13 protein-coding genes and 1 pseudogene are annotated in these 21,522 nt (G+C 67.4%); 12 read left to right on the top strand and 2 right to left on the bottom strand.

Translation table 11 applies throughout. The annotated features are described in order from the left end of the window. Window positions 1-73 precede the first annotated feature (73 nt). From ACVOLJ_RS00710 to ACVOLJ_RS00680, 7 genes and pseudogenes are all read left to right on the top strand, one after another. Entirely contained in the window at window positions 74-2,188 is a 2,115-nt protein-coding gene (locus tag ACVOLJ_RS00710) for an alpha-glucuronidase family glycosyl hydrolase (protein ID WP_481563165.1), read from the top strand. Further along, the gene (locus ACVOLJ_RS00705) at window positions 2,185-4,167 is read left to right on the top strand and encodes a sialate O-acetylesterase (RefSeq protein WP_481563164.1); all 1,983 of its coding nucleotides are present in this window, start codon (window positions 2,185-2,187) and stop codon (window positions 4,165-4,167) included. Before ACVOLJ_RS00710 ends, ACVOLJ_RS00705 begins: the two co-directional genes overlap by 4 nt. Continuing rightward, window positions 4,167-5,858 carry a glycoside hydrolase family 43 protein gene (locus tag ACVOLJ_RS00700; RefSeq protein ID WP_481563163.1) on the top strand — a complete coding sequence of 564 codons (1,692 nt, stop codon included), beginning with the start codon at window positions 4,167-4,169 and terminating at the stop codon, window positions 5,856-5,858. Before ACVOLJ_RS00705 ends, ACVOLJ_RS00700 begins: the two co-directional genes overlap by 1 nt. Continuing rightward, entirely contained in the window at window positions 5,855-8,527 is a 2,673-nt protein-coding gene (locus tag ACVOLJ_RS00695) for a glycoside hydrolase family 3 protein (RefSeq protein ID WP_481563162.1), read from the top strand. The genes ACVOLJ_RS00700 and ACVOLJ_RS00695 overlap by 4 nt, the downstream gene beginning before the upstream one ends. Before the next feature lie 10 nt (window positions 8,528-8,537). Further along, window positions 8,538-10,019 (top strand): annotated as a pseudogene (locus ACVOLJ_RS00690) (MFS transporter); the annotation flags it as partial. Then, window positions 10,011-11,000 (top strand): glycoside hydrolase family 43 protein, encoded by a 990-nt coding sequence (locus tag ACVOLJ_RS00685; protein WP_481563251.1) that lies wholly within the window; start codon window positions 10,011-10,013, stop codon window positions 10,998-11,000. The pseudogene ACVOLJ_RS00690 and the gene ACVOLJ_RS00685, both read left to right, overlap by 9 nt. Continuing rightward, window positions 10,990-11,844 carry an aldose epimerase family protein gene (locus tag ACVOLJ_RS00680; protein ID WP_481563161.1) on the top strand — a complete coding sequence of 285 codons (855 nt, stop codon included), beginning with the start codon at window positions 10,990-10,992 and terminating at the stop codon, window positions 11,842-11,844. The genes ACVOLJ_RS00685 and ACVOLJ_RS00680 overlap by 11 nt, the downstream gene beginning before the upstream one ends. On the opposite strand, the gene ACVOLJ_RS00675 is transcribed toward ACVOLJ_RS00680, so the two are convergent. Then, window positions 11,841-12,053 carry a hypothetical protein gene (locus ACVOLJ_RS00675; RefSeq protein WP_481563160.1) on the bottom strand — a complete coding sequence of 71 codons (213 nt, stop codon included), beginning with the start codon at window positions 12,051-12,053 and terminating at the stop codon, window positions 11,841-11,843. The two genes, ACVOLJ_RS00680 and ACVOLJ_RS00675, sit on opposite strands and share 4 nt — an antisense overlap. 234 nt (window positions 12,054-12,287) lie before the next feature. On the opposite strand from ACVOLJ_RS00675, the gene ACVOLJ_RS00670 reads away from it, so the two are divergent. Then, complete coding sequence (locus ACVOLJ_RS00670; protein WP_481563159.1) at window positions 12,288-13,340, top strand: sensor domain-containing diguanylate cyclase; 1,053 nt, start codon at window positions 12,288-12,290, stop codon at window positions 13,338-13,340. Between the two features lie 125 nt (window positions 13,341-13,465). After that, window positions 13,466-14,815: a chloride channel protein gene (locus ACVOLJ_RS00665; protein WP_222389619.1), complete on the top strand. Its 1,350-nt coding sequence runs from the start codon at window positions 13,466-13,468 to the stop codon at window positions 14,813-14,815. Window positions 14,816-14,852: 37 nt separating this feature from the next. Here the strand turns inward: ACVOLJ_RS00665 and ACVOLJ_RS00660 are convergent, their stop codons facing one another. Further along, complete coding sequence (locus ACVOLJ_RS00660; protein ID WP_481563158.1) at window positions 14,853-16,100, bottom strand: arsenic transporter; 1,248 nt, start codon at window positions 16,098-16,100, stop codon at window positions 14,853-14,855. Window positions 16,101-16,438: 338 nt separating this feature from the next. Between ACVOLJ_RS00660 and ACVOLJ_RS00655 the strand changes: the two genes are divergently transcribed. The 3 genes from ACVOLJ_RS00655 (at window position 16,439) to ACVOLJ_RS00645 (ending at window position 21,505) form a co-directional block, all read left to right on the top strand. Continuing rightward, window positions 16,439-17,968: a serine hydrolase domain-containing protein gene (locus ACVOLJ_RS00655; RefSeq protein ID WP_481563157.1), complete on the top strand. Its 1,530-nt coding sequence runs from the start codon at window positions 16,439-16,441 to the stop codon at window positions 17,966-17,968. 230 nt (window positions 17,969-18,198) lie between these two features. Beyond that, window positions 18,199-18,723, top strand: coding sequence for a DUF6622 family protein (locus tag ACVOLJ_RS00650; RefSeq protein WP_475278777.1), 525 nt, complete (start codon window positions 18,199-18,201; stop codon window positions 18,721-18,723). Between the two features lie 130 nt (window positions 18,724-18,853). Next, on the top strand, window positions 18,854-21,505 hold the full coding sequence (locus ACVOLJ_RS00645; protein ID WP_481563156.1) for an excinuclease ABC subunit UvrA: 2,652 nt from the start codon (window positions 18,854-18,856) through the stop codon (window positions 21,503-21,505). Window positions 21,506-21,522 lie beyond the last annotated feature (17 nt).

Raw genomic sequence — 21,522 nt, 5'->3', positions numbered from 1 at the left:
CGCGCACGTTCGGAGCTTACAAGGTTTGCCGGCCGTCCAACGGTCCGGTCCGGATGGCGAGCGGTGTCATTGGATGTTCGCTGCCGTGCTGGCGCTGCTGGCCTGCATGGGCGACGCGCGCGCAGAGGACGGCCATGCCCTGTGGATGCGCTACGTTCCGCTCGAACCGGCCCTCGCTGCCGACTACCGCACCCGCCTGGGGCAGGTGGTGGCCCCTGATCACACAGCCACGCAGCGCGCCGCGCGCGATGAACTGCAGCGTGGACTGGCCGGGCTGCTCGGCAGCGCTCCGCAGTTGGCAGGTACGGCAGCCACCGGCCCCATGCTGGTGCTGGGTACGCCGCAGTCGTCGGCGTTGATCGCGCCGTTGCGTGCGCAGATGCAGCCGCTGGGCGAGGAAGGCTACCTGCTCAAGCGCACACGGGTAGGCGGGCGCGATGCGCTGCTGGTCGCCGCACCGCGGGATATCGGCGTGCTGTACGGGGTGTTCCACCTGCTGCGGCTGCTGCAGACGGGCGCGGCACTGGACGCCCTCGATGTGCGTCAATCGCCACGGCTCCGGCTGCGCGTGCTCAATCACTGGGACAACCTGGATGGCCATGTCGAACGTGGCTACGCAGGCCGTTCACTGTGGGACTGGCAGACGTTGCCGGAGTGGCGCGACCCGCGCTACACCGACTATGCACGCGCCAACGCATCCGTAGGCATCAACGGCACCGTGCTCAACAACGTGAATGCAAACGCACAGAGTCTTGCGCCGGACTATCTCGACAAAGCGGCGACACTGGCGGATCTGTTCCGGCCGTATGGCATCCGTGTCTACCTGAGTGCACGCTTCAGCGCACCCATCGAGCTGGGCGGACTCGACACCGCCGATCCGCTCGACCCGGCCGTGCAACGCTGGTGGCGCGACAAAGCCGGCCAGATCTACGCGCGCATTCCCGATTTCGGTGGCTTCCTGGTGAAGGCCAATTCGGAAGGGCAGCCCGGCCCGCAGGACTACGGCCGCTCGCACGCCGACGGCGCCAACCTGCTGGCCGATGCGCTGGCCCCGCACGGCGGCGTGGTGATGTGGCGCGCCTTCGTCTATGCGCACGACGTTCCTGCGGACCGCTCCACGCAGGCCTACAGCGAATTCGCCGGCCTGGATGGTGCGTTCCGCCCGAACGTGGTGCTGCAGGTGAAGAACGGGCCCATCGACTTCCAGCCGCGGGAGCCGTTCCATCCGCTGTTCGGGGCCATGCCGCGCACGCCGCTGGTGATGGAAGTGCAGATCACCAAGGAGTACCTGGGCTTTGCCACGCATCTGGTTTACCTGGGGCCGTTGTACGAGGAAGTGCTGCGGGCCGACACCCGCACACGCGGCAAGGGGGCCACCGTGGCGCAGTCCCTGGCCGGCATGGCCGGGGTCGCCAACATCGGCACCGACCGCACCTGGAGTGGATCGCACTTCGACCAGGCCAACTGGTACGCCTTCGGGCGTCTCGCGTGGGATCCGCGGCAATCGGCCCAGGACATCGCGGCAGACTGGGCGGCGCTGACGTTCTCGGCCGATCCCGGCGTGGTGCGGCCCATCGTCGGGATGATGATGGCCTCGCGCGAGGCTGCGGTGAACTACATGACGCCGCTGGGCCTGCACCATCTGATGGCGCGCGGGCACCACTATGGTCCCGGTCCATGGATCGATGGCGGCCCGCGCGCGGACTGGACGTCGGTGTACTACCACCGTGCGGATCACAACGGCATCGGCTTCGACCGCACCGCACGCGGCAGCAACGCCGTGGCCCAGTATTCCCCCGGCGTGGCCGAGCAGTATGGCGACCTGGCGCGGGTTCCGGAGCCGCTGCTGTTGTGGTTCCACCACGTGCCGTGGGATCACCGCATGGCCTCTGGGCGGACGCTGTGGGACGAACTGGTCGGGCGCTACTCACAAGGGGTACGGCAGGTGCAGGGCATGCAGGCCACCTGGGCGGGGCTGCAGGGCAAGGTGGATGCGCAACGGCATGCGCAGGTCACGGCCTTCCTGCGTATCCAGCAGCGCGAAGCACAGTGGTGGCGCGATGCCAGCGTGGCGTACTTCCAGTCGGTGAGCGGCAGACCGTTGCCCGCAGGCGAAGCCGCGCCGCCGCATCCGCTGGCCTGGTACCAGGCCCTGCAGTTTCCCTCCGCGCCAGGAGATGGCCGATGAAGCCGACCTCGTGGGTGGGCTGGATGCTGCTGGTTGCCATGGGCGGCAGCGCCACGCGTGCAGCGGCACAGGAACCAACGATGGCGCTGCTGCATCCGCTGTTCCAGGATCACGCCGTGCTGCAGCGTGACCGGCCGATTCCGGTATGGGGCCACGCCACGCCGGGTGCCCCGGTTTCCGTGGTGCTTGCAGGGCGTACTGTCAGCACGCTGGCGGCTGCCGATGGCCGCTGGCACGCAACGCTGCCGCCTGCCGCAGCCGGGGGACCCTACGACATGTCGGTCCGGTCCGGGCATGCCAGCCAGGTCGTGCGCGACGTGCAGATCGGCGATGTCTGGTTGTGTTCCGGGCAGTCGAACATGGAGCTTCCGGTGTGGCGCGCGCTTGATGCAGGCAGCGAGATCGCCTCCGCCACGGAACCGGGAATCCGCCTGTTCACCGTGCCGAAGGCGGCGGCGGTTTCACCCCTGAGTGATTTTCCGGCGCCGGTAGCATGGCGCCCCGCGTCACCGGACACCGTGCGTGACTTTTCCGCCGCGTGTTTCTACTTTGCGCGTGAACTGCGCAGGACCGTCGACGTTCCGATGGGGCTGATCCAGGCAGCGTGGGGCGGCTCGCGTATCGAGGCCTGGACCAGCAGCAATGCCCTGCGCATGCAGGGTGGCCTGGGCCCAGCGCTTGACGTGCTCGGGCTGCACGCGCGTGATCCGGCGGCGGCAAACGAACGGTGGGGCCAGCAGTGGCAACACTGGTGGACAACACGCGCCGATGCCGTCGCCGCCGATGCACCCTGGCAGCCAGGCAACGACAGCCGTGGATGGCAACGCGCACCCGCCACGCTCGGGGCGTGGGAGCGCTGGGGTGTACCAGCGTTGGCCGGTTACAACGGCATGGTCTGGTACCGCACCCAGGTAACCCTGAGCGCCGACCAGGCAGCCAAGCGCGCACAGCTTGAGCTCGGCCCCATCGACGAGACGGACATGACCTGGGTGAACGGCGTGGCCGTGGGCAGCCAGTCCGGCGCGGGTGAGCGGCGAACCTATGCGCTGCCAGCCGGGTTGCTGAAAGCCGGTGCCAACACCGTGGTGATCAATGTTCTGGACACCTACGGTGAGGGTGGCCTTGCCGGGCCCGCGAGCACGCACGCCATCGGCCTGGATGACGGTACGCGCATCGAACTGGATGCCCGCTGGCAGTACCGGGTGGCGCCCGGTGCACAGGTGCCGCCGCTGGCGCCGTGGCACGCCGCCACGGGATTGTCGACGCTGTACAACGGCATGATCGCGCCGCTGGGCGCCTATGGCCTGCGCGGCGTGCTGTGGTACCAGGGCGAATCCAACACCGGCGACGCAGCGGTATACCTCGCGCGCCTGCGCAGCCTGCGTGACGACTGGCGGGGGCGGTTCGGCGCGCAGACGCCGCTGCTGCTGGTGCAGCTGGCCGGCTATGGCCAGCCACCGGTGGCGCCGGTTGAAAGTGGCTGGGCGCAGGTGCGCGAGGCGCAGCGGCTCGCTGCGGCGGAAGACCCGCGCACCGGGCTGGCCGTGGCCATCGACATCGGCGATGCCTACGACATCCACCCGCCGAACAAGCAGGAACTGGGCCGGCGGCTGGCGCGGGCAGCGCGCCATGTGGTCTATGGCGAGCGCAGCCTGGCGCCCGCCGGCCCAACTGCACGCGAAGCATCGGCCACGCGCGCCGGCGTGCGTATCCGCTTCAACGGGATCACCGGCACCCTGGTCACGACCGGCGCGAACGGCCCCATCGGCTTCGAGCTGTGCGACGCCGATGCGCACCACTGCCACTTCGCCGACGCGGTGCTGGACGGGCACGACGTCGTGCTGCGCAGCCCGTTGGCAGACGCGGGCGGGCGCGTGCGCTACTGCTGGGCCGATGGCCCGGTGTGCACCCTGCGCGACAGCAACGGGGTGCCCGCCGGCCCGTTCGAGCTTTCCATCAACCCTGCGGAGGTTCCCTGATGCGTCTGCTGCTGGCTCCAGTACTCGTGTTGATGTCGTTGCTGCCGCAGGCGTGGGCAGCGCCGCCTGCGCCGCCGGTCTACTTCGATTGGTTCGAGTACAGCGGTCGCGACGCGGCCTTCGATGCGCCGTTGCCGGCCGGGCACTATCGCAACCCGATTCTTGCCGGGTTCCATGCCGACCCCAGCATCGTCGCCGCAAACGGGCGCTTCTATCTGGTCAATTCCAGCTTCACCTACTTCCCGGGCATCCCGGTATTCGAAAGCGTGGACCTGGTGCACTGGAAGCAGGTCGGCAATGTGATCGACAGACCGTCGCAGCTGGACTTCGACGGACTGGGCGTGTCGCGCGGTATCTTCGCGCCGGCCATCAGTTACCACGACGGCATGTTCTACGTGGTCACCACGGCCGTCGACTGCGGCGGCAACTTCATCGCTACCGCCCGTGATCCTGCCGGTCCCTGGTCCGACCCGCACTGGCTGCCTGGCATCGATGGGATCGATCCGTCATTGTTCTTCGACAACGACGGCACCGTATATCTGCTCAACAACGATGTACCGCCTGGCCCGCCACGTTACGAGGGCCACCGTGCCATCTGGATGCAGCAGATGGATCTGGCGACCTTCACCCCGGTAGGGCCCCGCAAGGTGTTGATCGACGGCGGGGTGGAGCCGGCCAGCAACCCGATCTGGATCGAGGGGCCGCACATCTACCAACGCGATGGCTGGTACTACCTCTCCGACGCGGAAGGCGGCACCGGGCCGCAACATTCGCAGGTGGTGCTGCGCAGCCGTGATGTGTGGGGGCCCTACGTGCCGTATGCGGGCAATCCGATTCTCACCCAGCGTGACCTGCCCGCCGACAGGCCGTTGCCGATCACCAATGCCGGACATGCGGATCTGGTGGAGGGGCCGGACGGCTCATGGTGGGCGGTGTTCCTTGCCAGCCGCAACTACGACACGCGCCACTACAACACCGGGCGCGAGACCTATTTGCTGCCGGTGCAATGGCGTGACGGCTGGCCGGTGATCCTGCCGGCCAACCAGGTCATTCCGTATGCGGCCAGAGCGCCCTCCTGGATGCAGGGCGAAGCGGCGCAGGCGCCGTCCACCGGCAATTTCACCGAACGCGACGAATTCGATGCGCCGGCACTCGGCAGCGGCTGGCTGCGCGTGCGCATCCCCAGGCAGCCGTGGGCGGACCTGCGCGAGCGACCGGGGGCCTTGGCCGTGCATCCGCTGGCGGAGAACCTGGACACGCTGCGCAACCCCGCGTTCCTCGGCCGGCGCCAGCAGCACCTGCGCTTCGAATCCAGCACAGCCATGACCCGGCCGGCGGCGGGCGTGGCCGCAGGCCTGGCAGCTTTCCAGAGCGAGACCCACTGGTATTTCCTTGGCGTGCGCAGCCTCGGCGGTGACCGCGTGGCGGTCTTCCTGGAAGCGCGCGACGGCAGCGGGGTCACCCGCACCCTGGCAACGCGCCCGGCAACGGCAGCGACGTCGCTGCGCCTGAAGATCGCCGGTAACGAAGGCCGCTATGCGTTCGCCTTCGACAGCGGCGACGGGCGTGGCTGGCAGACACTGGCCGATGACGTGGACGGAACGGTGTTGAGTACGGATCGTGCAGGCGGCTTCGTCGGCGCCCTGCTGGGACCATTCGCGCGCGACGAGCGTGCATTGAGGAGCAAATGATGACGCGCACTCCCATCTTCCGCACGCTGGCCCTGTGCGCTGCCATCGCGCTGGCGGGCACGGGTTACGCAGCCGAGCCCGCGCCCTGGCTCGACACCTCGGCCAGCTTCGAAAACCGCGCCGCTGCCCTGGTCGCACGGATGACCCTGGAGGAGAAGGCAGCGCAGATGCAGAACGCCGCGCCCGCGATCGAGCGCCTGGGCGTTCCGGCCTACGACTGGTGGAACGAAGGCCTGCATGGCGTGGCGCGGGCAGGGCAGGCCACCGTGTTTCCGCAGGCCATCGGCCTGGCGGCCACCTTCGATGTGCCGCTGATGGGGCAGGTGGCCAGCACCATCAGCGACGAAGCCCGTGCCAAGCATCACCAGTTCCTCCGTGAAGGTTCGCATGGCCGTTACCAGGGGCTGACCTACTGGTCGCCGAACATCAACATCTTCCGCGACCCGCGATGGGGCCGCGGCCAGGAAACCTACGGCGAGGACCCGTACCTCACCGCCCGCATGGGCGTGGCCTTCGTGCACGGTCTGCAGGGCGATGACCCGGTGTACCGCAAGCTCGACGCCACCGCCAAGCATCTGGCCGTGCACAGTGGCCCCGAGGCCGACCGCCACCACTTCGATGCGCGCCCGAGCAAGCGCGACCTGTACGACACCTACCTGCCCGCGTTCGAGGCGCTGGTGAAAGAGGGGCAGGTGGACGCGGTGATGGGCGCCTACAACCGGGTGTACGGCGAGTCCGCCAGCGCCAGCCGGTTCCTGCTGCGCGACGTGCTGCGCCGCGACTGGGGCTTCAAGGGCTACGTGGTGTCCGACTGCTGGGCCATCGTCGACATCTGGAAACATCACCAGATCGTTCCCAGCCGCGAGGCGGCTGCCGCGTTGGCGGTCGGCAACGGCACCGAACTTGAGTGCGGCCAGGAATACGCCACGCTGCCGGCGGCGGTGCGGCAGGGCCTGATCAGCGAGGCGGAGATCGACGATGCGGTGACCCGCCTGTTTGCCGCGCGGATGCGGCTGGGCATGTTCGATCCACCCGAGCGCGTGCGCTGGGCGCAGATTCCCGCGTCGGTCAACCAGGCTCCGGCGCATGATGCGCTGGCCCTGAAGGCCGCCCAGGAATCGCTGGTGCTGCTGAAGAACGATGGCGTGCTGCCGCTGTCGCGCAACCTCAAGCGCATCGCCGTGATCGGCCCCACGGCCGATGACACCATGGCACTGCTCGGCAACTACTTCGGCACCCCGGCCGCGCCGGTCACCCTCCTGCAGGGCATCCGCGATGCCGCCAAGGGAATCGAGGTGAGCTACGCACGGGGCGTGGACCTGGTTGAAGGGCGCGACGATCCCAGCGCCACACCCTTGATCGAAGCGACCTACCTGCGCCCGTCGGCTGACTCGCCGGAGCGCGGGCTGCGCGGCGAGTACTTCCGTACCGCCGATCTTTCGGGCACTCCGGCCCTGGTCCGCACCGATGCCCAGATCGGATTCCGCTGGGATCGGGGCTCCCCGACCGACAACCTGCTGGCCCGTGGTGAAGCCGCACCGGGGCAGGGCATCCCCAGCGATGGTTTCAGCATCCGCTGGACTGGCCAGTTGCTGCCGCCCGTCTCGGGGCGCTACCGGATCGAGGCGGCCGCCGACGATGGTTTCCGCCTCTACGTGGACGGCAAGCGTGTGCTGGACCATTGGGCCAACAGTGATCGCCTGCACGGCGATGGCGTGGACCTGGACCTGCAGGCCGGCCGCGCCTATGACCTGAGGCTTGAGTACTTCGACGCCGAGCGCGATGCCGGCGTCCGCCTGGGGTGGCGCATGCCCGGAGCCAAGCCGCCGTTCGAAGCGGCACTGGAGGCCGCGCGCAACGCCGATGTGGTGGTGTTCGTGGGCGGCCTCACCGGCGACGTTGAAGGCGAAGAGATGAAGGTCAACTACCCGGGCTTCGCCGGCGGTGACCGTACCGACCTGCGCCTGCCCGCGCCCCAGCGCTCGTTGCTGGAAGCGCTGCATGGCACCGGCAAACCGGTGGTGATGGTCCTCACCGGCGGCTCTGCCATGGCGGTGGACTGGGCGCAGCAGAATCTGTCCGCCATCCTGATGAGCTGGTATCCCGGGCAACGCGGCGGCACTGCCGTCGGCCAGGCGCTGTTCGGCGACGTCAATCCGGGCGGGCGCCTGCCGGTGACCTTCTACAAGGCGGACGAGGCGATGCCGGCCTTTGACGACTACACGATGGAAGGACGCACCTACCGCTACTTCCGCGGTACCCCGCTGTATCCGTTCGGGCACGGGCTGTCGTACACCCGCTTCGACTACGGCAGGCTGCAGCTCGATTCAACGCGCATCGCCAACGACGGGACACTCAAGGTGCAGGTCGAGATCGCCAACACGGGCAAGCGCGCCGGCGACGAAGTGGTCCAGCTGTATGTGCGACGGCTGCAGGCCGGGCCCGGCGACGCACGCCAGACACTGCGCGGCTTCCAGCGTGTGCACCTGGCCGCAGGCGAGCGGCGCACCGTGGTGTTCGACCTGGAAGCGCAGCAGGCCCTGCGCCACTATGACGACGCGCGCGGCGGCTATGCCGTGCCGGCGGGCGCGTACGAGGCATGGGTGGGCAGCTCCAGCGCCGACATCCGCGCGAAGGCCGGGTTCACCGTGGAGACCAACCGTGACTGATGCGCGCCGCATCGAAAGCACCGGGCACACGCTGTCCATCCGGGAGAAGCTCGGCTACAGCCTGGGCGACCTGGCCGCCAACCTGATCTTCCAGACGCTGATCACCTACCTCGCGTTCTTCTACACCGATGTGTACCGGCTGCCGCCCGCCACGGCCGCCACGATCATCTTCGTGATCGGCGTGCTCGGTGCCTTCGTGTTCACCCCGTTGATCGGCATCGCCGCCGATCGCACGGTCAGCCGCTGGGGCAAGTTCCGGCCGTGGATCCTGTGGACGGCCATTCCCTTCGGGGTGCTGTCACTGCTGGCCTTCAGCACCCCCGACCTGGCGCCGCGCGCCAAGGTCGTCTACGCCCTGGCCACCTACGGCCTGTTGATGCTCGTGTATGCGGCCAACAATCTGCCGTACTCGGCACTCAGTGGCGTGCTCACCGGCAGCATGGCCCAGCGCAACAGCCTGTCGGCCTACCGCTTCGTGGCGGTGATGATCGCGCAGTTCATCATCCAGGTCCTGCTGCTGCCGATGGTGCTGATCCTCGGCGACGGCGACCGGGTGCTGGGCTTCGAGCGGGTCATGACGGTATTTGCGGTGGTGGGAACGGTGTTCTTCCTGATCACCTTCGCCACCACGCGCGAGCGCATCGTACCGGCGAAGGAACAGACTGCCGGGGTGCTGCAGGACCTGTCCGACCTGCTGCGCAACCGCCCGTGGAAGGTGATGCTGGCGCTGACCATCCTGGTCTTCATCAACCTGTCGCTGAAGGGCGGCACCTACGTCTACTACTTCCAGTACTACATGAGCGAGACCGTCCTGGCGGGCTTCCTCGACAGCTCCGGCTTCAATCGCTGCATCAGCGCCATCAATGCGGCACTCAGCGGTCTGGGCCTGGCCGGCTTCGCCTGGCCGAAGGATCCGGCAACCTCGGCCTTCAGCCTGTTCAACGCCTGCGGCATCGTCTGCATGATCCTGGGCATCGGCGTATCGCGCCGCCTGGCCGACCGTTTCGGCAAGCGTGATGTCTTTGGCGGTGCCTTGCTGGTGTCCACCGTATTCCTGCTGGCGTTCTATTTCTTCCCGCCCACGGCGGTTGCCGTGGCCTTCGCTGCCTTCATGCTGCACGGGTTCTGCTACGGCATCACCATCCCGCTGCTGTGGGCGATGATCGCCGACGTCGCCGACTACTCCGAATGGAAGAACCATCGCCGTGCCACCGCCATCGTCTTCTCGGCGATGCTGTGTGGCCTGAAGATCGGGCTCAGCATCGGTGGCGCGCTGGTCGCCGGCATCCTCGCCCATCACGGCTACCAGGCAGGCGCACCGCAACAGCCCGAAGCCGTGGTGGACGGCATCCGCCTGACGGTGAGCGTGTACTGCTCCCTGCCGTTCCTGGCTGCAGTAGCGCTGCTCTTCCTCTACGAGATCAACAAGCGCATGGAGACCCGCATCGAGCAGGACCTGCAGTCGCGGCGCCAGGGCAGCGATCTGCAGCAACTGGCAGCACACGCCATCTCCCAGCCCCTGGTAAGCCACATCTACACGGCCGACCCTTCGGCCCATGTGTTCGAGGGGCGGCTGTACATCTATCCATCGCACGACATCGACAGCGGCGCCCCCTTCGACGATGAGGGCGGCCACTTCGGCATGCAGGACTACCACGTGCTGCGGATGGAAACACCGGAGGGCGAGGCGACCGACTGCGGCGTGGCGCTGCATGTGCGCGACGTGCCCTGGGCCAGCCAGCAGATGTGGGCACCGGATGCCGCCTCCCGCAATGGCCGCTATTACCTGTACTTCCCGGCCAAGGACGCCCATGGCATGTTCCGCATCGGCGTTGCGGCGGCGGATCGGCCGGAGGGCCCGTTCACTCCAGAGCCCGAACCCATCGAGGGCGCGTACTCGATCGACCCGGCCGTGTTCGAGGACGACGACGGCACGCACTACCTCTGTTTCGGTGGCATCTGGGGTGGCCAGCTGCAGAAGTACCGCGACAACCGCTACGACCCGGCGCATGAAGAACCTGCAGGCGAGGCGCCGGCACTGGGCCCGCGTATCGGGCGACTGGACGCCGGCATGACCCGGCTTGCCGAACCCACCCGGGAGATCGTCATCCTGGACGAGCACGGGCAGCCGCTGCGCGCCGACGACCATGCCCGTCGCTTCTTCGAAGGACCGTGGCTGCACAAGTACCAGGGCCGGTATTACCTGTCGTACTCCACTGGTGATACGCACCTGCTGTGCTACGCCACCAGCGACAGCCCGTACGGGCCGTTCACCTATCGCGGCGTGATCCTCACCCCCGTGGTGGGCTGGACCACCCATCACTCCATCTGTGCGTTCCAGGGGCGGTGGTACCTGTTCTATCACGACGCGTTGTTGTCCGGCGGGGTCACCCACCTGCGTTCGGTCAAGTGCACACCGCTGTACATGGAAGCAGACGGCAGCATCCGGACGATCCATCCCTATGGCGCCTGAGCCGACCTCGCCCACGGATGATGCGCAGGCGCAACTGCCTGCCGGCCCACTGCACTGGTTCCGGGCAGGCAGGCTGGAGGTCGCGCTTGCACCGGAAGCCGGTGCGCGCATCGCGCAACTACGCTGCGACGGTATGGACTGGCTTGTCGACGAACATGAAGTCGGGCAGGCAAGCATTGCGTGGGGGTGCTATCCCATGCTGCCTTGGGCCGGGCGCATCCGCCACGGGCGCTTCGCCTTCGACGGCAGGCCCTATCAGCTGCCGGTGAACTTCGGAATGCACGCCATCCATGGCGTCGGCTTCTCACGGCCCTGGCGCATCGACCGCCTTGAACCGGACGGCGCCTCGCTGTCGCTGGACCTCCCTGAGGATGCCTGTTGGCCCTTCGGGGGCAGGGCATCGCAGCACATCCTCGTGCAGCCCGACCGCCTGCAGCTGCGCCTCGCGGTGCAGGCCGGTGCCATGGCAATGCCAGCCGTGCTTGGCTGGCATCCCTGGTTCCGCAAGCCGGATCGACTGCTGTTCGCGCCCAGCGCGATGTACCCGCGCGACGGGGAGGGCATCGCCACCTTGCCCTGCGTGCATCCAACGCAGGGGCCATGGGATGACTGCTTCATCAACCAGGCCGAAGTGACGCTGGTTGCCGCCAGCCAGCGGCTGCGGCTGAGCGCCGACACCGATCACTGGGTGGTCTACGACGGGGCGGCGCACGCGACCTGCGTGGAGCCACAGACCGGCCCGCCCGATGCGTTCACGCTGGCGCCGACCCGGCTGCAGCCGGGACAGCGACTGGAACTGAACTTCGAGCTGCGTTGGGAGATCGACACTGGCGAAGGACACTAGCCGCTCCTGCGGGCGTCCGTCGGATCGGGATCAGGCCGTTCATAATCGTCGGGCGTTGCTTTGGGATCATCGCCATCATCGGGCATGTCGTGCTCCTTCCATGTCGCGTTGTCATTCCTGAGCCTGTCCGGGGTATGGCTCTTCGACGCATCATCCACGTCGGCGCCAGGGTTGAAAGGCAGGTCATCCTGCAGCTTCTTCTCGTTCACTGGAGTGCTCCTCGGGCGTGTCGACCAGCCTCTGCCAGTGAGCGTTAACGCTGCAACACAGGCGGATGAAGGGTCGCCGCACGGCCGATCAACCCATGTGCGCAGCCTCGGCATGCGGCTGCGATGGCAGCGCCCCTTGCCTCATTGACCTGTCGTTGACGCACAGATGTCAGACTCGCGCACAAAGGGGTGTCCGGGTGAATTGCAGGGGAGTGATCATCAGGAGAGCTGGCAATGCCGTTCTTCACTGACTCAACAGAAGTCGCCGTCGAGGGCGTTGGCGCGGCGCGGCGCATCGGCTGGATGCGCTTCGTGGGAAACGGCCTGGGCGCGCTTCCGATTGCGTCGATCATTCTGGAGCGTCAAGCGGATGCTGCCCTCTGGGTGCTGCTGTTGCTCAACGCCCTCGCATGGCCGGCGCTGGCGATGCTCCTGACACGTCGCGCCCGCGCGCCGGCAGCGGCGCAGTTCCGCTGCATGATCGTCGACTCTCTCTTGGGAGGCGCATGGATCGCCTTCATGGCCCTCAGCACGGTGCCCAGCGCGTTGTTTGCCGCGCTGCTGGTGGCCGACAAGATCGCCGCCGGCGGCATCCGCCTGGCCACAAGGGCAACGCTGGCGCTGGTGGTCGGCTTTGCCATCGCCTGGCTTGCCCTGGGCTTGCCCTATCAGCCCATCACCTCGCAGCGCACGGCCGTCCTCAGCCTGCCGTTCCTGTTCGTCTATGGCATTGGGTTGAGCCTGCTGAGCTGGCGACTGGCGCGCCGGGTGAAGTCCCAGAACCGCCAGCTGCAGCGCCTGAGCCGGATGGATCCGCTGGTGGAGCTGGCCAACCGCGGCTTCCTGATCCAGCGCGCCCAGCAGGTGCTGCAGACGGGGCAGCATCTGGGCGGGAATGCCTGCCTGCTGATGCTCGATGTGGATGATTTCAAGCGGATCAATGACTCGCATGGCCATCGTGCCGGCGACGAGGTGCTTCGCCGCATCGCGGCGGTGCTGCGCCAGTTGGCCCAGCCGGGCGACACGCCGGCGCGGCTGGGCGGCGATGAATTCGCCATCCTGCTGGTCCAGCGGACACCGGTGGAGGCCATGCGTGTGGCCGAGCAGATCAGGCACTACCTGCAGGAGCCGGGCGCGCCCGGAACAACCGATATCCAGTTCAGCGTCAGTATCGGCATCGCCGCAGCGGCTGGCACGGCGACCGCAGAGGACTGGCTGGCGAAGGCGGACAAAGCGCTGTATCACGCCAAGCGGCACGGCAAGAACACCGCAAGCTGCGCCGAGTGATCTGCGACGGGGGCGGTGTACTGTTCATGTGAGTGGAGAGCAGCCTGCCATTTCACCGGATGCAGGAGGGTCAACCGCCACACTCGCCACTTCCGTTGGGCCACCGGCATTTGCAGAATCGCCCGATGTTCAATCTTCAACATCTCCGCACCCGCATTTCAGCGATGGTGCTGACCGAAGGATGGCGCCGGCGCGCGGCATTGTGGAGTGGCGCGGTGGCCGTGGCGCTGGTCGCCATTGTGTTCGCCAAGGCCAGTGATGCCGCCTTCCATGTCTTCCAGCGTGTCATTGCCCATTCCCCGTGGTGGGCGTTGCTGCTTACCCCGGGCATCTTCGCGCTGCTGGCGTGGCTGACCGTCGGTGCGCTCAGGCCCACCCGTGGCAGCGGCATTCCGCAGGTCATCGCTTCGCTGGAACAGCCGGACCCGCAATTCAGGCAGACCAACCTCTCGCCTGCGGTATCGGCGGGAAAACTGCTGCTGACCTCGCTGTCCCTGCTTGGCGGCGCGTCGGTTGGCCGCGAAGGCCCCACCGTGCATGTGGGGGCCAGTCTGATGTACCTGTTCGGGCGCTGGTTCGGGTTCAAGGATCCCCGCGAGCTGTCGCACTTCCTGCTGGCAGGGGGCGCGGCAGGCATCGCCGCAGCCTTCAATACGCCGCTTGCGGGCATCGTGTTCGCCATCGAGGAGCTGAGCGGCCGGTTCGAACACCGCTTCTCGGGCACCCTGCTCACGGCGGTCATCGTGGGCGGCGTGGTGTCCCTGGGCCTGCTGGGCAACTACACCTACTTCGGGCATGTCACGGCGTTGCTGCCCTTGGGCCAGGCGTGGGGCGCCATCGTGCTGTGTGGCGTGGTCGCCGGCCTGCTCGGCGGTCTGTTCGCCCGGGTGGTACTGCTGACCATGTCAGGTCATCCGCGCTGGCTGGGCAGGCTCAAGGGGGACCATCCCGTGGTACTGGCCGCTGCCTGTGGCGTGATCGTGGTGGTGCTGGCGCTGGTCTTCGGCGACGGCGCGTTCGGTACCGGCTATGAGCAGGCGCGCAGTCTGGTGCAGGGCCAGGCCATCGTCGGTCACGAGTTCGGCCTGATGAAGCTGCTCGCCAACCTGGCGTCCTACGTGGCGGGCATCCCTGGCGGGCTGTTCTCACCCGCCTTGGCGGTGGGGGCAGGGTTGGGGCACAACCTGGCGGTGCTGATGCCGGCGGTGGACCCGAAGGCATTCGTGCTGCTGGGCATGTGCGCCTACCTGACGGGCGTAACCCAGGCGCCATTGACCTCGGCGGTGATCTCGCTGGAGCTGACCGACAGCGGTGACCTGCTGCTGCCGATCCTGGCCACCGTGCTGATTGCCCGGGGTGTGTCAGGCATGGTCTGCCGCGTGCCGATCTACCGCGGGCTGGCCGAACAGCTGCTGGCCAGCAGCGCGCTTCCCGTGGGGCAGCAGGGCGCCCCTGCATCTCGCGCTACGGAGTAGACGCTCACCTGCAGGCGAACGTCCCGTCCGCGCCTGATCAGAGCAGCAGCAACGCCCCGATCAGCGCGGGCGGCATCACCAGCGCGCCGACACGCAGGAAGTCGAGCGCGCTGACATGCTCGCCTTCGCGGCGCAGCGCCGCCAGCCACAGCATGGTGGCCAGCGAGCCGGTCACCGACAGGTTCGGGCCCAGGTCCACGCCGATCAGCAACGCCGCGCGCGTCTGCGCCGGCAGCTCGGCCATCTGCCCCAGCGAGCCCGCAGCCAGGCCCACCGGCAGATTGTTGGCCACGTTGCTGAGCAGTGCGGCAGCGCCTCCGGCCAGCCAGCCGGCCTGGTGCGGCGAGGTCTGCGCCAGCGCCTGCAGGTTGCTGGCCGCTGTCTGGATGACACCGGTCTGCGAAACCGCTTCAACCAGCACGAACAGGCCGGCCACCAGCGGCAGCACGCCCCAGGAGACGTGGCGCAACAGCGGCAGCGGGCTGCGGCGCTGGCGGATCGCCACCACCGCTATGCTCAGGGCGCCCGCACAGAACGTAGTCAGGCCCAGTGGGCCGTTCATCGCGGAGGTCACCAGCAGCACGGTGCCGGTGAACAACACGCCCAGCGCACTGAGGCGGCCACCCTCGGTAAGCGGGCGATGCTCGGGCGACGCTGCCAATGGCTGTGCGATCTCGCGGCGATGCACCCAGCGCAGCACCAGATACGTGGCACCGATCGCGGCCAGCGACGGCAGCGCGAACTGCGCCAGCCACTGCAGCAGCGGCGGTATGTGGTTGCCGTACACCACCAGGTTGGCCGGGTTGGAAATGGGCAGCACGAAGCTCGCCGCATTGGCGATGAACGCACAGACAAACAGATAGGGCAGGGGGTTGGCGCGGGCCGCCTTGCACGCCGCATAGACCGCGGGCGTCAGCACCACCGCCGTGGCATCGTTGGACAGGAACACCGTCACCACCGTGCCGACCAGGAACACCAGATCGAACAGCCGCCGTCCCGAACCGCCCGCATGCCGTGCCGCATACAGCGCCAGCCAGTCGAACAGGCCCTCGCGCCGCGCCAGCTCGGCCAGCACCATCATGCCGACCAGGAACAGGTAGACGTCCCGCCCTTCGGCAACCGCGTGCCAGGTCGTGCCTAGCGACACCGCCCCAAGCAGCGGGAGCAGCGCTGCCGCGCCCAGCGCCCACACGTACTCCGGAATGCGGAACGGCCGGAACAGCAGGCCGGCGGTGGCAACGGCCACCGCCGGCCAGATGATGAAGGGGGAACAGGAAGCGAGCATGGAGTGGGTGGGGTCTCGGCTGCACCGGCGCGTAGCCAACAGCAAACGCGCGCTACAGCGATGGCAGGTGCGAGAAAGTCGGCATCATACCGTGCCGGCTGTAGCGCCGGTCCCACCAGTAAAGGGCCGTCCGCAACGTTCGTATGAGCCGCTACATGGGCTGTATCGGGACTGGCGCAAGACCGCTTGCTGGTTGATATCACTCACCGTGACGCGTCACGCTATTTCCGGATTCCAACTTCCGCATTACAACGCCGTGCTGGCCATTTGCGGGCAACGGACGGCATTATCCTGGTCTTAGGATCATTGCCCCCTTTTTTCCGCAGAAGGCATCAGCGATGCGCGGCATCAATCGCACGGCGCGGGGAAACCCACTTTCCGGTCTGTTCCGCACCCGGCCCGGCGTTGTGTCCATCCTGCTGATGCTCGTGGTGACATCGGCACCTGCGCAGGAGTTGGCACCCGCCATCCAGTCGCGGATTGCCCGTGTGGAACAGGGTCTTTCCAGCCGTGTCGTCGTCAAGGGCGCGCCTGGCCAGAACGCATCGATTGCCACTCGCATGGCCTTCCACAGCGTTCCAGCGGTCAGCATTGCCCTCATCAACGATGGGCAGCTCGAATGGACTCGCACCTACGGCGTACTCGATACGGCCAGTCAACGCGCCGCTACGCCGGCGAGCCTGTTCCAGGCTGGCTCGATCAGCAAGACGATCAGCGCACTGGGCGCGCTGCGCATGGTCGAGCAGGGCAAGCTGTCCCTGGACGCTCCCGCCAATGTGCAGCTCAGCAGCTGGAAGATTCCGGACAACCGCTTCACCCAGCAACGCCCTGTCACGCTACGCGGTCTGCTCAACCACAGCGCCGGCATGAACGTGCATGGTTTCTACGGCTACGCACAGGGCCAGCCGGTGCCCTCGCTGCTGCAGGTGCTGGATGGCCTGCCGCCAGCGAACTCCGAACCGGCTCGTGTGGAAGCTACGCCCGGTACCGGGTGGAAGTACTCCGGAGGCGGCTATAGTGTCATCCAGTTGATGATGACGGAGTCAGCGGGCAAGCCGTTTCCCGAGTTGATGCAGGCGTTGGTCCTCGGCCCGCTGGACATGAGGGACAGCACGTTCGCATTGACACTGCCGCCGGCGTGGCAGGCACGGGCCGCTTCTGCCCACGACAGCAACGGAACACCCCTGGCCGGCGGCTGGCATGTGTATCCGCAATCGGCAGCCGCCGCGCTTTGGACCACGCCGACGGATCTGGCCCAGGTGATCCTCGACATCCAACAGGCGCAGTCCGGAAAGCCCGGCAAGGTTCTGTCCAGTGCGATGACGTCCACAATGCTGACCCGGGGACAGGGTGAGTACGGCCTGGGGCTGTACGTTGAGCAGATTGGCGACGGCACCAGCTTTTCGCACTCGGGTGGCACCGACGGGTTCCGCTCGCAGCTCTATGGCTACACCCACACCGGGCAAGGCGTGGTGGTGATGACCAACAGCGACAACGGTGCAGCGCTGATCGAGGAGATCCTCGTCAGCGTGGCGGCGGAGTACGGCTGGCCAGAGTTCCAGATTACCGAGAAGGTGGCGTTGGCGCCCGACCCTGTGGCCAATGCGACGTTTGCGGGCAACTACACCCTGGCGGGCAAGCCTGCGCAAGTCATCGCCGAAGGAGACCGGCTGTATCTGCAGAGCGAACTGTTCGCCAAACGCCCAATGGAGCTGTTTGCGGAATCAAAGACGCGGTTCTTCATGACCGCACAGGACATGACGGTCGAGTTCCAGCAGACAGCTGGCGGCACGCCGGGCAGTTTCTTGCTGAAGCGCGGTAGCAGCACCTATGTCGCCACGCCGGCCCGCGAGCCGCCGAGTCGGTAGCCGCGGCATGCCCGCTTCTGGCTGAGAGCGGAGGCGGGGATGGGAGGGCATGGAGGAATGCCCGTCAGGACGGGGCACGCTTCGGCGTCCGGCCGGAAGGCCGGCATGCGCCCGCGCCTGACACTTCCAGATCGTATCGCTGACACCTGTCACTTGTCCGGGCAATGCGTACCGCCAATAGTGAGCGCCACCGCCGCCTGCCTGGCCGGCACTCACCGAGAGGACCTTCCGTGAACCTGCTGCAGCAACTTCTCTGGCAGACCCCCATCTGGGTCTGGGTACTTCTGGCGTTCCTGGTCTCGCGTGGCATCGCGGCCATGCGGCCGGGGCAGACCTCGCTGCGGAAGCTGGCCATCGTGCCGGCGCTGTTCAGCGTCTGGGGCATCTGGTCGATCAGCCACCGCTATGGCGGCTCGCCGCTGGCGTGGGGCGAATGGCTGGCCGGCATCTGCGCCGGCGCAGCAGTGGGCTGGCTGCTGCTGCGCCGGGCAACGCTGACCGTGGATCCCTCCACGGGCACGCTGTGGCGCAGTGCCGACTACAGCCTGCTGCCACTGCTGCTGGTCACGTTCGTCATCAAGTACGGTTTTGAAACGGCGCTCGCCGTGGCGCCCGGCCTCAGCAGCAACGCAGGCTTCAGCGCCGCCTATCTCCTGCTGTCTGGCGGATTCACCGGCATCTTCATCGGTAAATACTGCCGCTATCTGGCGGCGTCGCGCGGGGCAACGCCCGGCGGGATGCAGCCTGCGGGCTGAGTCCAGCCCAGGATGAGGGGGCGGTGCACGCGCTTCGGCCGCGCCCTCACCACATTCACCTCGCAGCAGCGAAAATGCAGCCTTGGGCGCGCTCCAGGGCGCATCGATCACTGCCTGCAGGAACGCAACGATGTCCAACAACCCTTTCGGTGAATCCTCATGCGCGGCCGCAGCCAACGGTTGCGTGGAGGTGCGCGGCGCGCGCGAGCACAACCTCAAGAATGTCGATGTCTCCATTCCGCGCAATGCACTGGTGGTGTTCTCCGGGGTGTCGGGTTCGGGCAAGTCGTCGTTGGCCTTCGGTACCGTCTTCGCCGAGGCGCAGCGGCGCTACTTCGAGTCCGTAGCGCCATACGCGCGGCGCCTGATCGACCAGGCGGGCGTGCCCGATGTGGACACCATCGACGGGCTGCCGCCAGCGGTTGCCCTGCAGCAGCAGCGCGGCGCCAGCAATGCACGCTCCTCGGTGGGCAGCGTGACCACGCTGTCCAGCCTGGTGCGCATGTTGTACTCGCGCGCCGGGGCCTACCCCGCCAACCAGCCCATGCTGTACGCCGAGGATTTCTCGCCCAATACGCCGCAGGGCGCCTGCAGCACCTGCCATGGCCTGGGGCATGTGTACGAGGTGACCGAAGCGCTGATGGTTCCGGATCCGTCGCTGAGCATCCGTGAACGTGCCATCGCCTCCTGGCCGCCGGCATGGCATGGCCAGAACCTGCGCGACATCCTGGTCACGCTGGGCTACGACATCGACGTGCCGTGGAAGAAGCTGCCGAAGAAGGACCGCGACTGGATCCTGTTCACCGAGGAAACGCCAACCGTGCCGGTCTATGCCGGCTTCACGCCCGCAGAGACCCGTGCCGCACTGAAGCGCAAGCTGGAACCCAGCTACATGGGCACCTATACCGGTGCGCGCCGCTACGTGCTGCACACCTTTGCCAACACCCAGAGCGCGCTGATGCGCAAGCGCGTTTCGCGCTACATGGAAGGCAGGTTGTGCCCGGCCTGCCACGGAAAGCGCCTGAAGCCGGAAGCGCTTTCGGTCACCTTTGCCGGCGTGGATATCGGCGAGTTCATGCGGCTGCCGCTGGACCAGTTGGCGGACCTGCTGGAGCCCATCGCGCAGGGCGATTTCAGCGCGCACAGCCGCGGCGCGCGTACCAGCGGCAGCGCCACGAAACGCGATCGCACGCAACGGGCTGCAAACGGCCGCCCTGTCCACGCTGGAGCCCCCGACGTTCGACTGACCTCGGCCCTGTCGGAAGAGAAGCGCCTGGCCGCTCAGCGGCTGGCAGGCGGGGTCATGGCGCGCGTGCACCAGCTGCGAGGCCTGGGCCTGGGGTATCTCTCGTTGGATCGCGCCACGCCAACATTGTCGGCCGGCGAACTGCAGCGCCTGCGGCTGGCCACGCAGCTCAGCTCGTTGCTGTTTGGCGTGCTGTACGTGCTTGATGAGCCCTCGGCCGGCCTGCACCCTGCCGACAGCCAAGCGCTGTACGACGCGCTGGACCGGCTGCGCGACGGCGGAAACTCGGTGTTCGTTGTCGAGCACGACCTGGAGCTGATGCGCCGCGCCCAGTGGCTGGTGGATGTTGGCCCGGAGGCGGGTGAGCACGGCGGGCGCGTTCTCTACAGTGGCGAGCCCGACGGCCTGCGAAAGGTCCAGGAGTCGCGCACCGCCCGGTATCTGTTCGACCAGGTGCCTGCAGCCGCCAGCCGGCAGCGCAGCGCCAACAGCTGGCTGGAACTGAAGGGCATCCACCGCCACAACCTGCAGGGTGTGGATGCACAGGTGCCGCTGGGGCTGCTGACCGCAGTAACCGGTATTTCAGGATCGGGCAAATCCAGCCTGATGGCACAGGCGCTGCCCGAGCTGGTGCTGCTGCACCTGGGGCATGAGCCCGAAGACAACAGCGCCGACAGTGCGCCCACCGACGCGCCGACCGTGATCGAAGCGACCCGGGGCCGGCTGGCTGGCGATGTGGACGCCATCCAGCGGGTAGTGCAGGTGGACCAGAAGCCCATCGGCCGCACCCCACGCTCCAACCTGGCCACCTATACCGGGCTGTTCGATCACGTGCGCAAGCTGTTTGCCGCCACGCCCGCCGCGCGCCGCCGGCGTTTCGATGCCGGCCGTTTCTCGTTCAACGTGGCCAAGGGCCGATGCGAGACCTGCGAAGGCGAAGGTTTCGTCAGCGTCGAACTGCTGTTCATGCCCAGCGTCTATGCGCCGTGCCCCACCTGTCATGGCGCCCGCTACAACGAAGCTACGCTGAAGGTGCTGTGGAATGACCGCAACATTGCCGAGGTCCTGCAGATGACGGTGGACCAGGCGCACGCGTTCTTCATCGAGGAAGAGGCCATTGCCCGTCCGCTGCAACTGCTGCAGGAGATCGGCCTGGGCTATCTGAGGCTGGGCCAGCCGGCCACGGAGCTCTCAGGCGGCGAAGCCCAGCGCATCAAGCTGGCGACTGAGCTGCAGCGCAGCCAGCGCGGACGCACGCTTTACGTACTGGACGAACCCACCACCGGCCTGCATGCATCGGACGCGGACAGGCTGCTGGTGCAGCTGCAGCGACTGGTGGACGCGGGCAATACGGTGGTGATGATTGAACATGACATGCGCGCGGTCGTGCAGGCGGACTGGGTGATTGACGTCGGACCTGGCGCAGGCGGGGCAGGGGGCACCATCGTGGCGAAGGGAGCGCCGCAACAACTGGCGCGTGCCAAAGGCAGCAGGACAGCGCCCTTCCTTGCGCGGGAGCTGGGGCAGAGTGGGTGATGGGCGAATCCTGGCAG

The sequence above is a fragment of the Stenotrophomonas sp. STEN046 genome, assembly GCF_056759755.1.
Note: the sequence above shows the minus strand (reverse complement) of the source record. Positions and strands in the feature narration are given on the sequence as shown.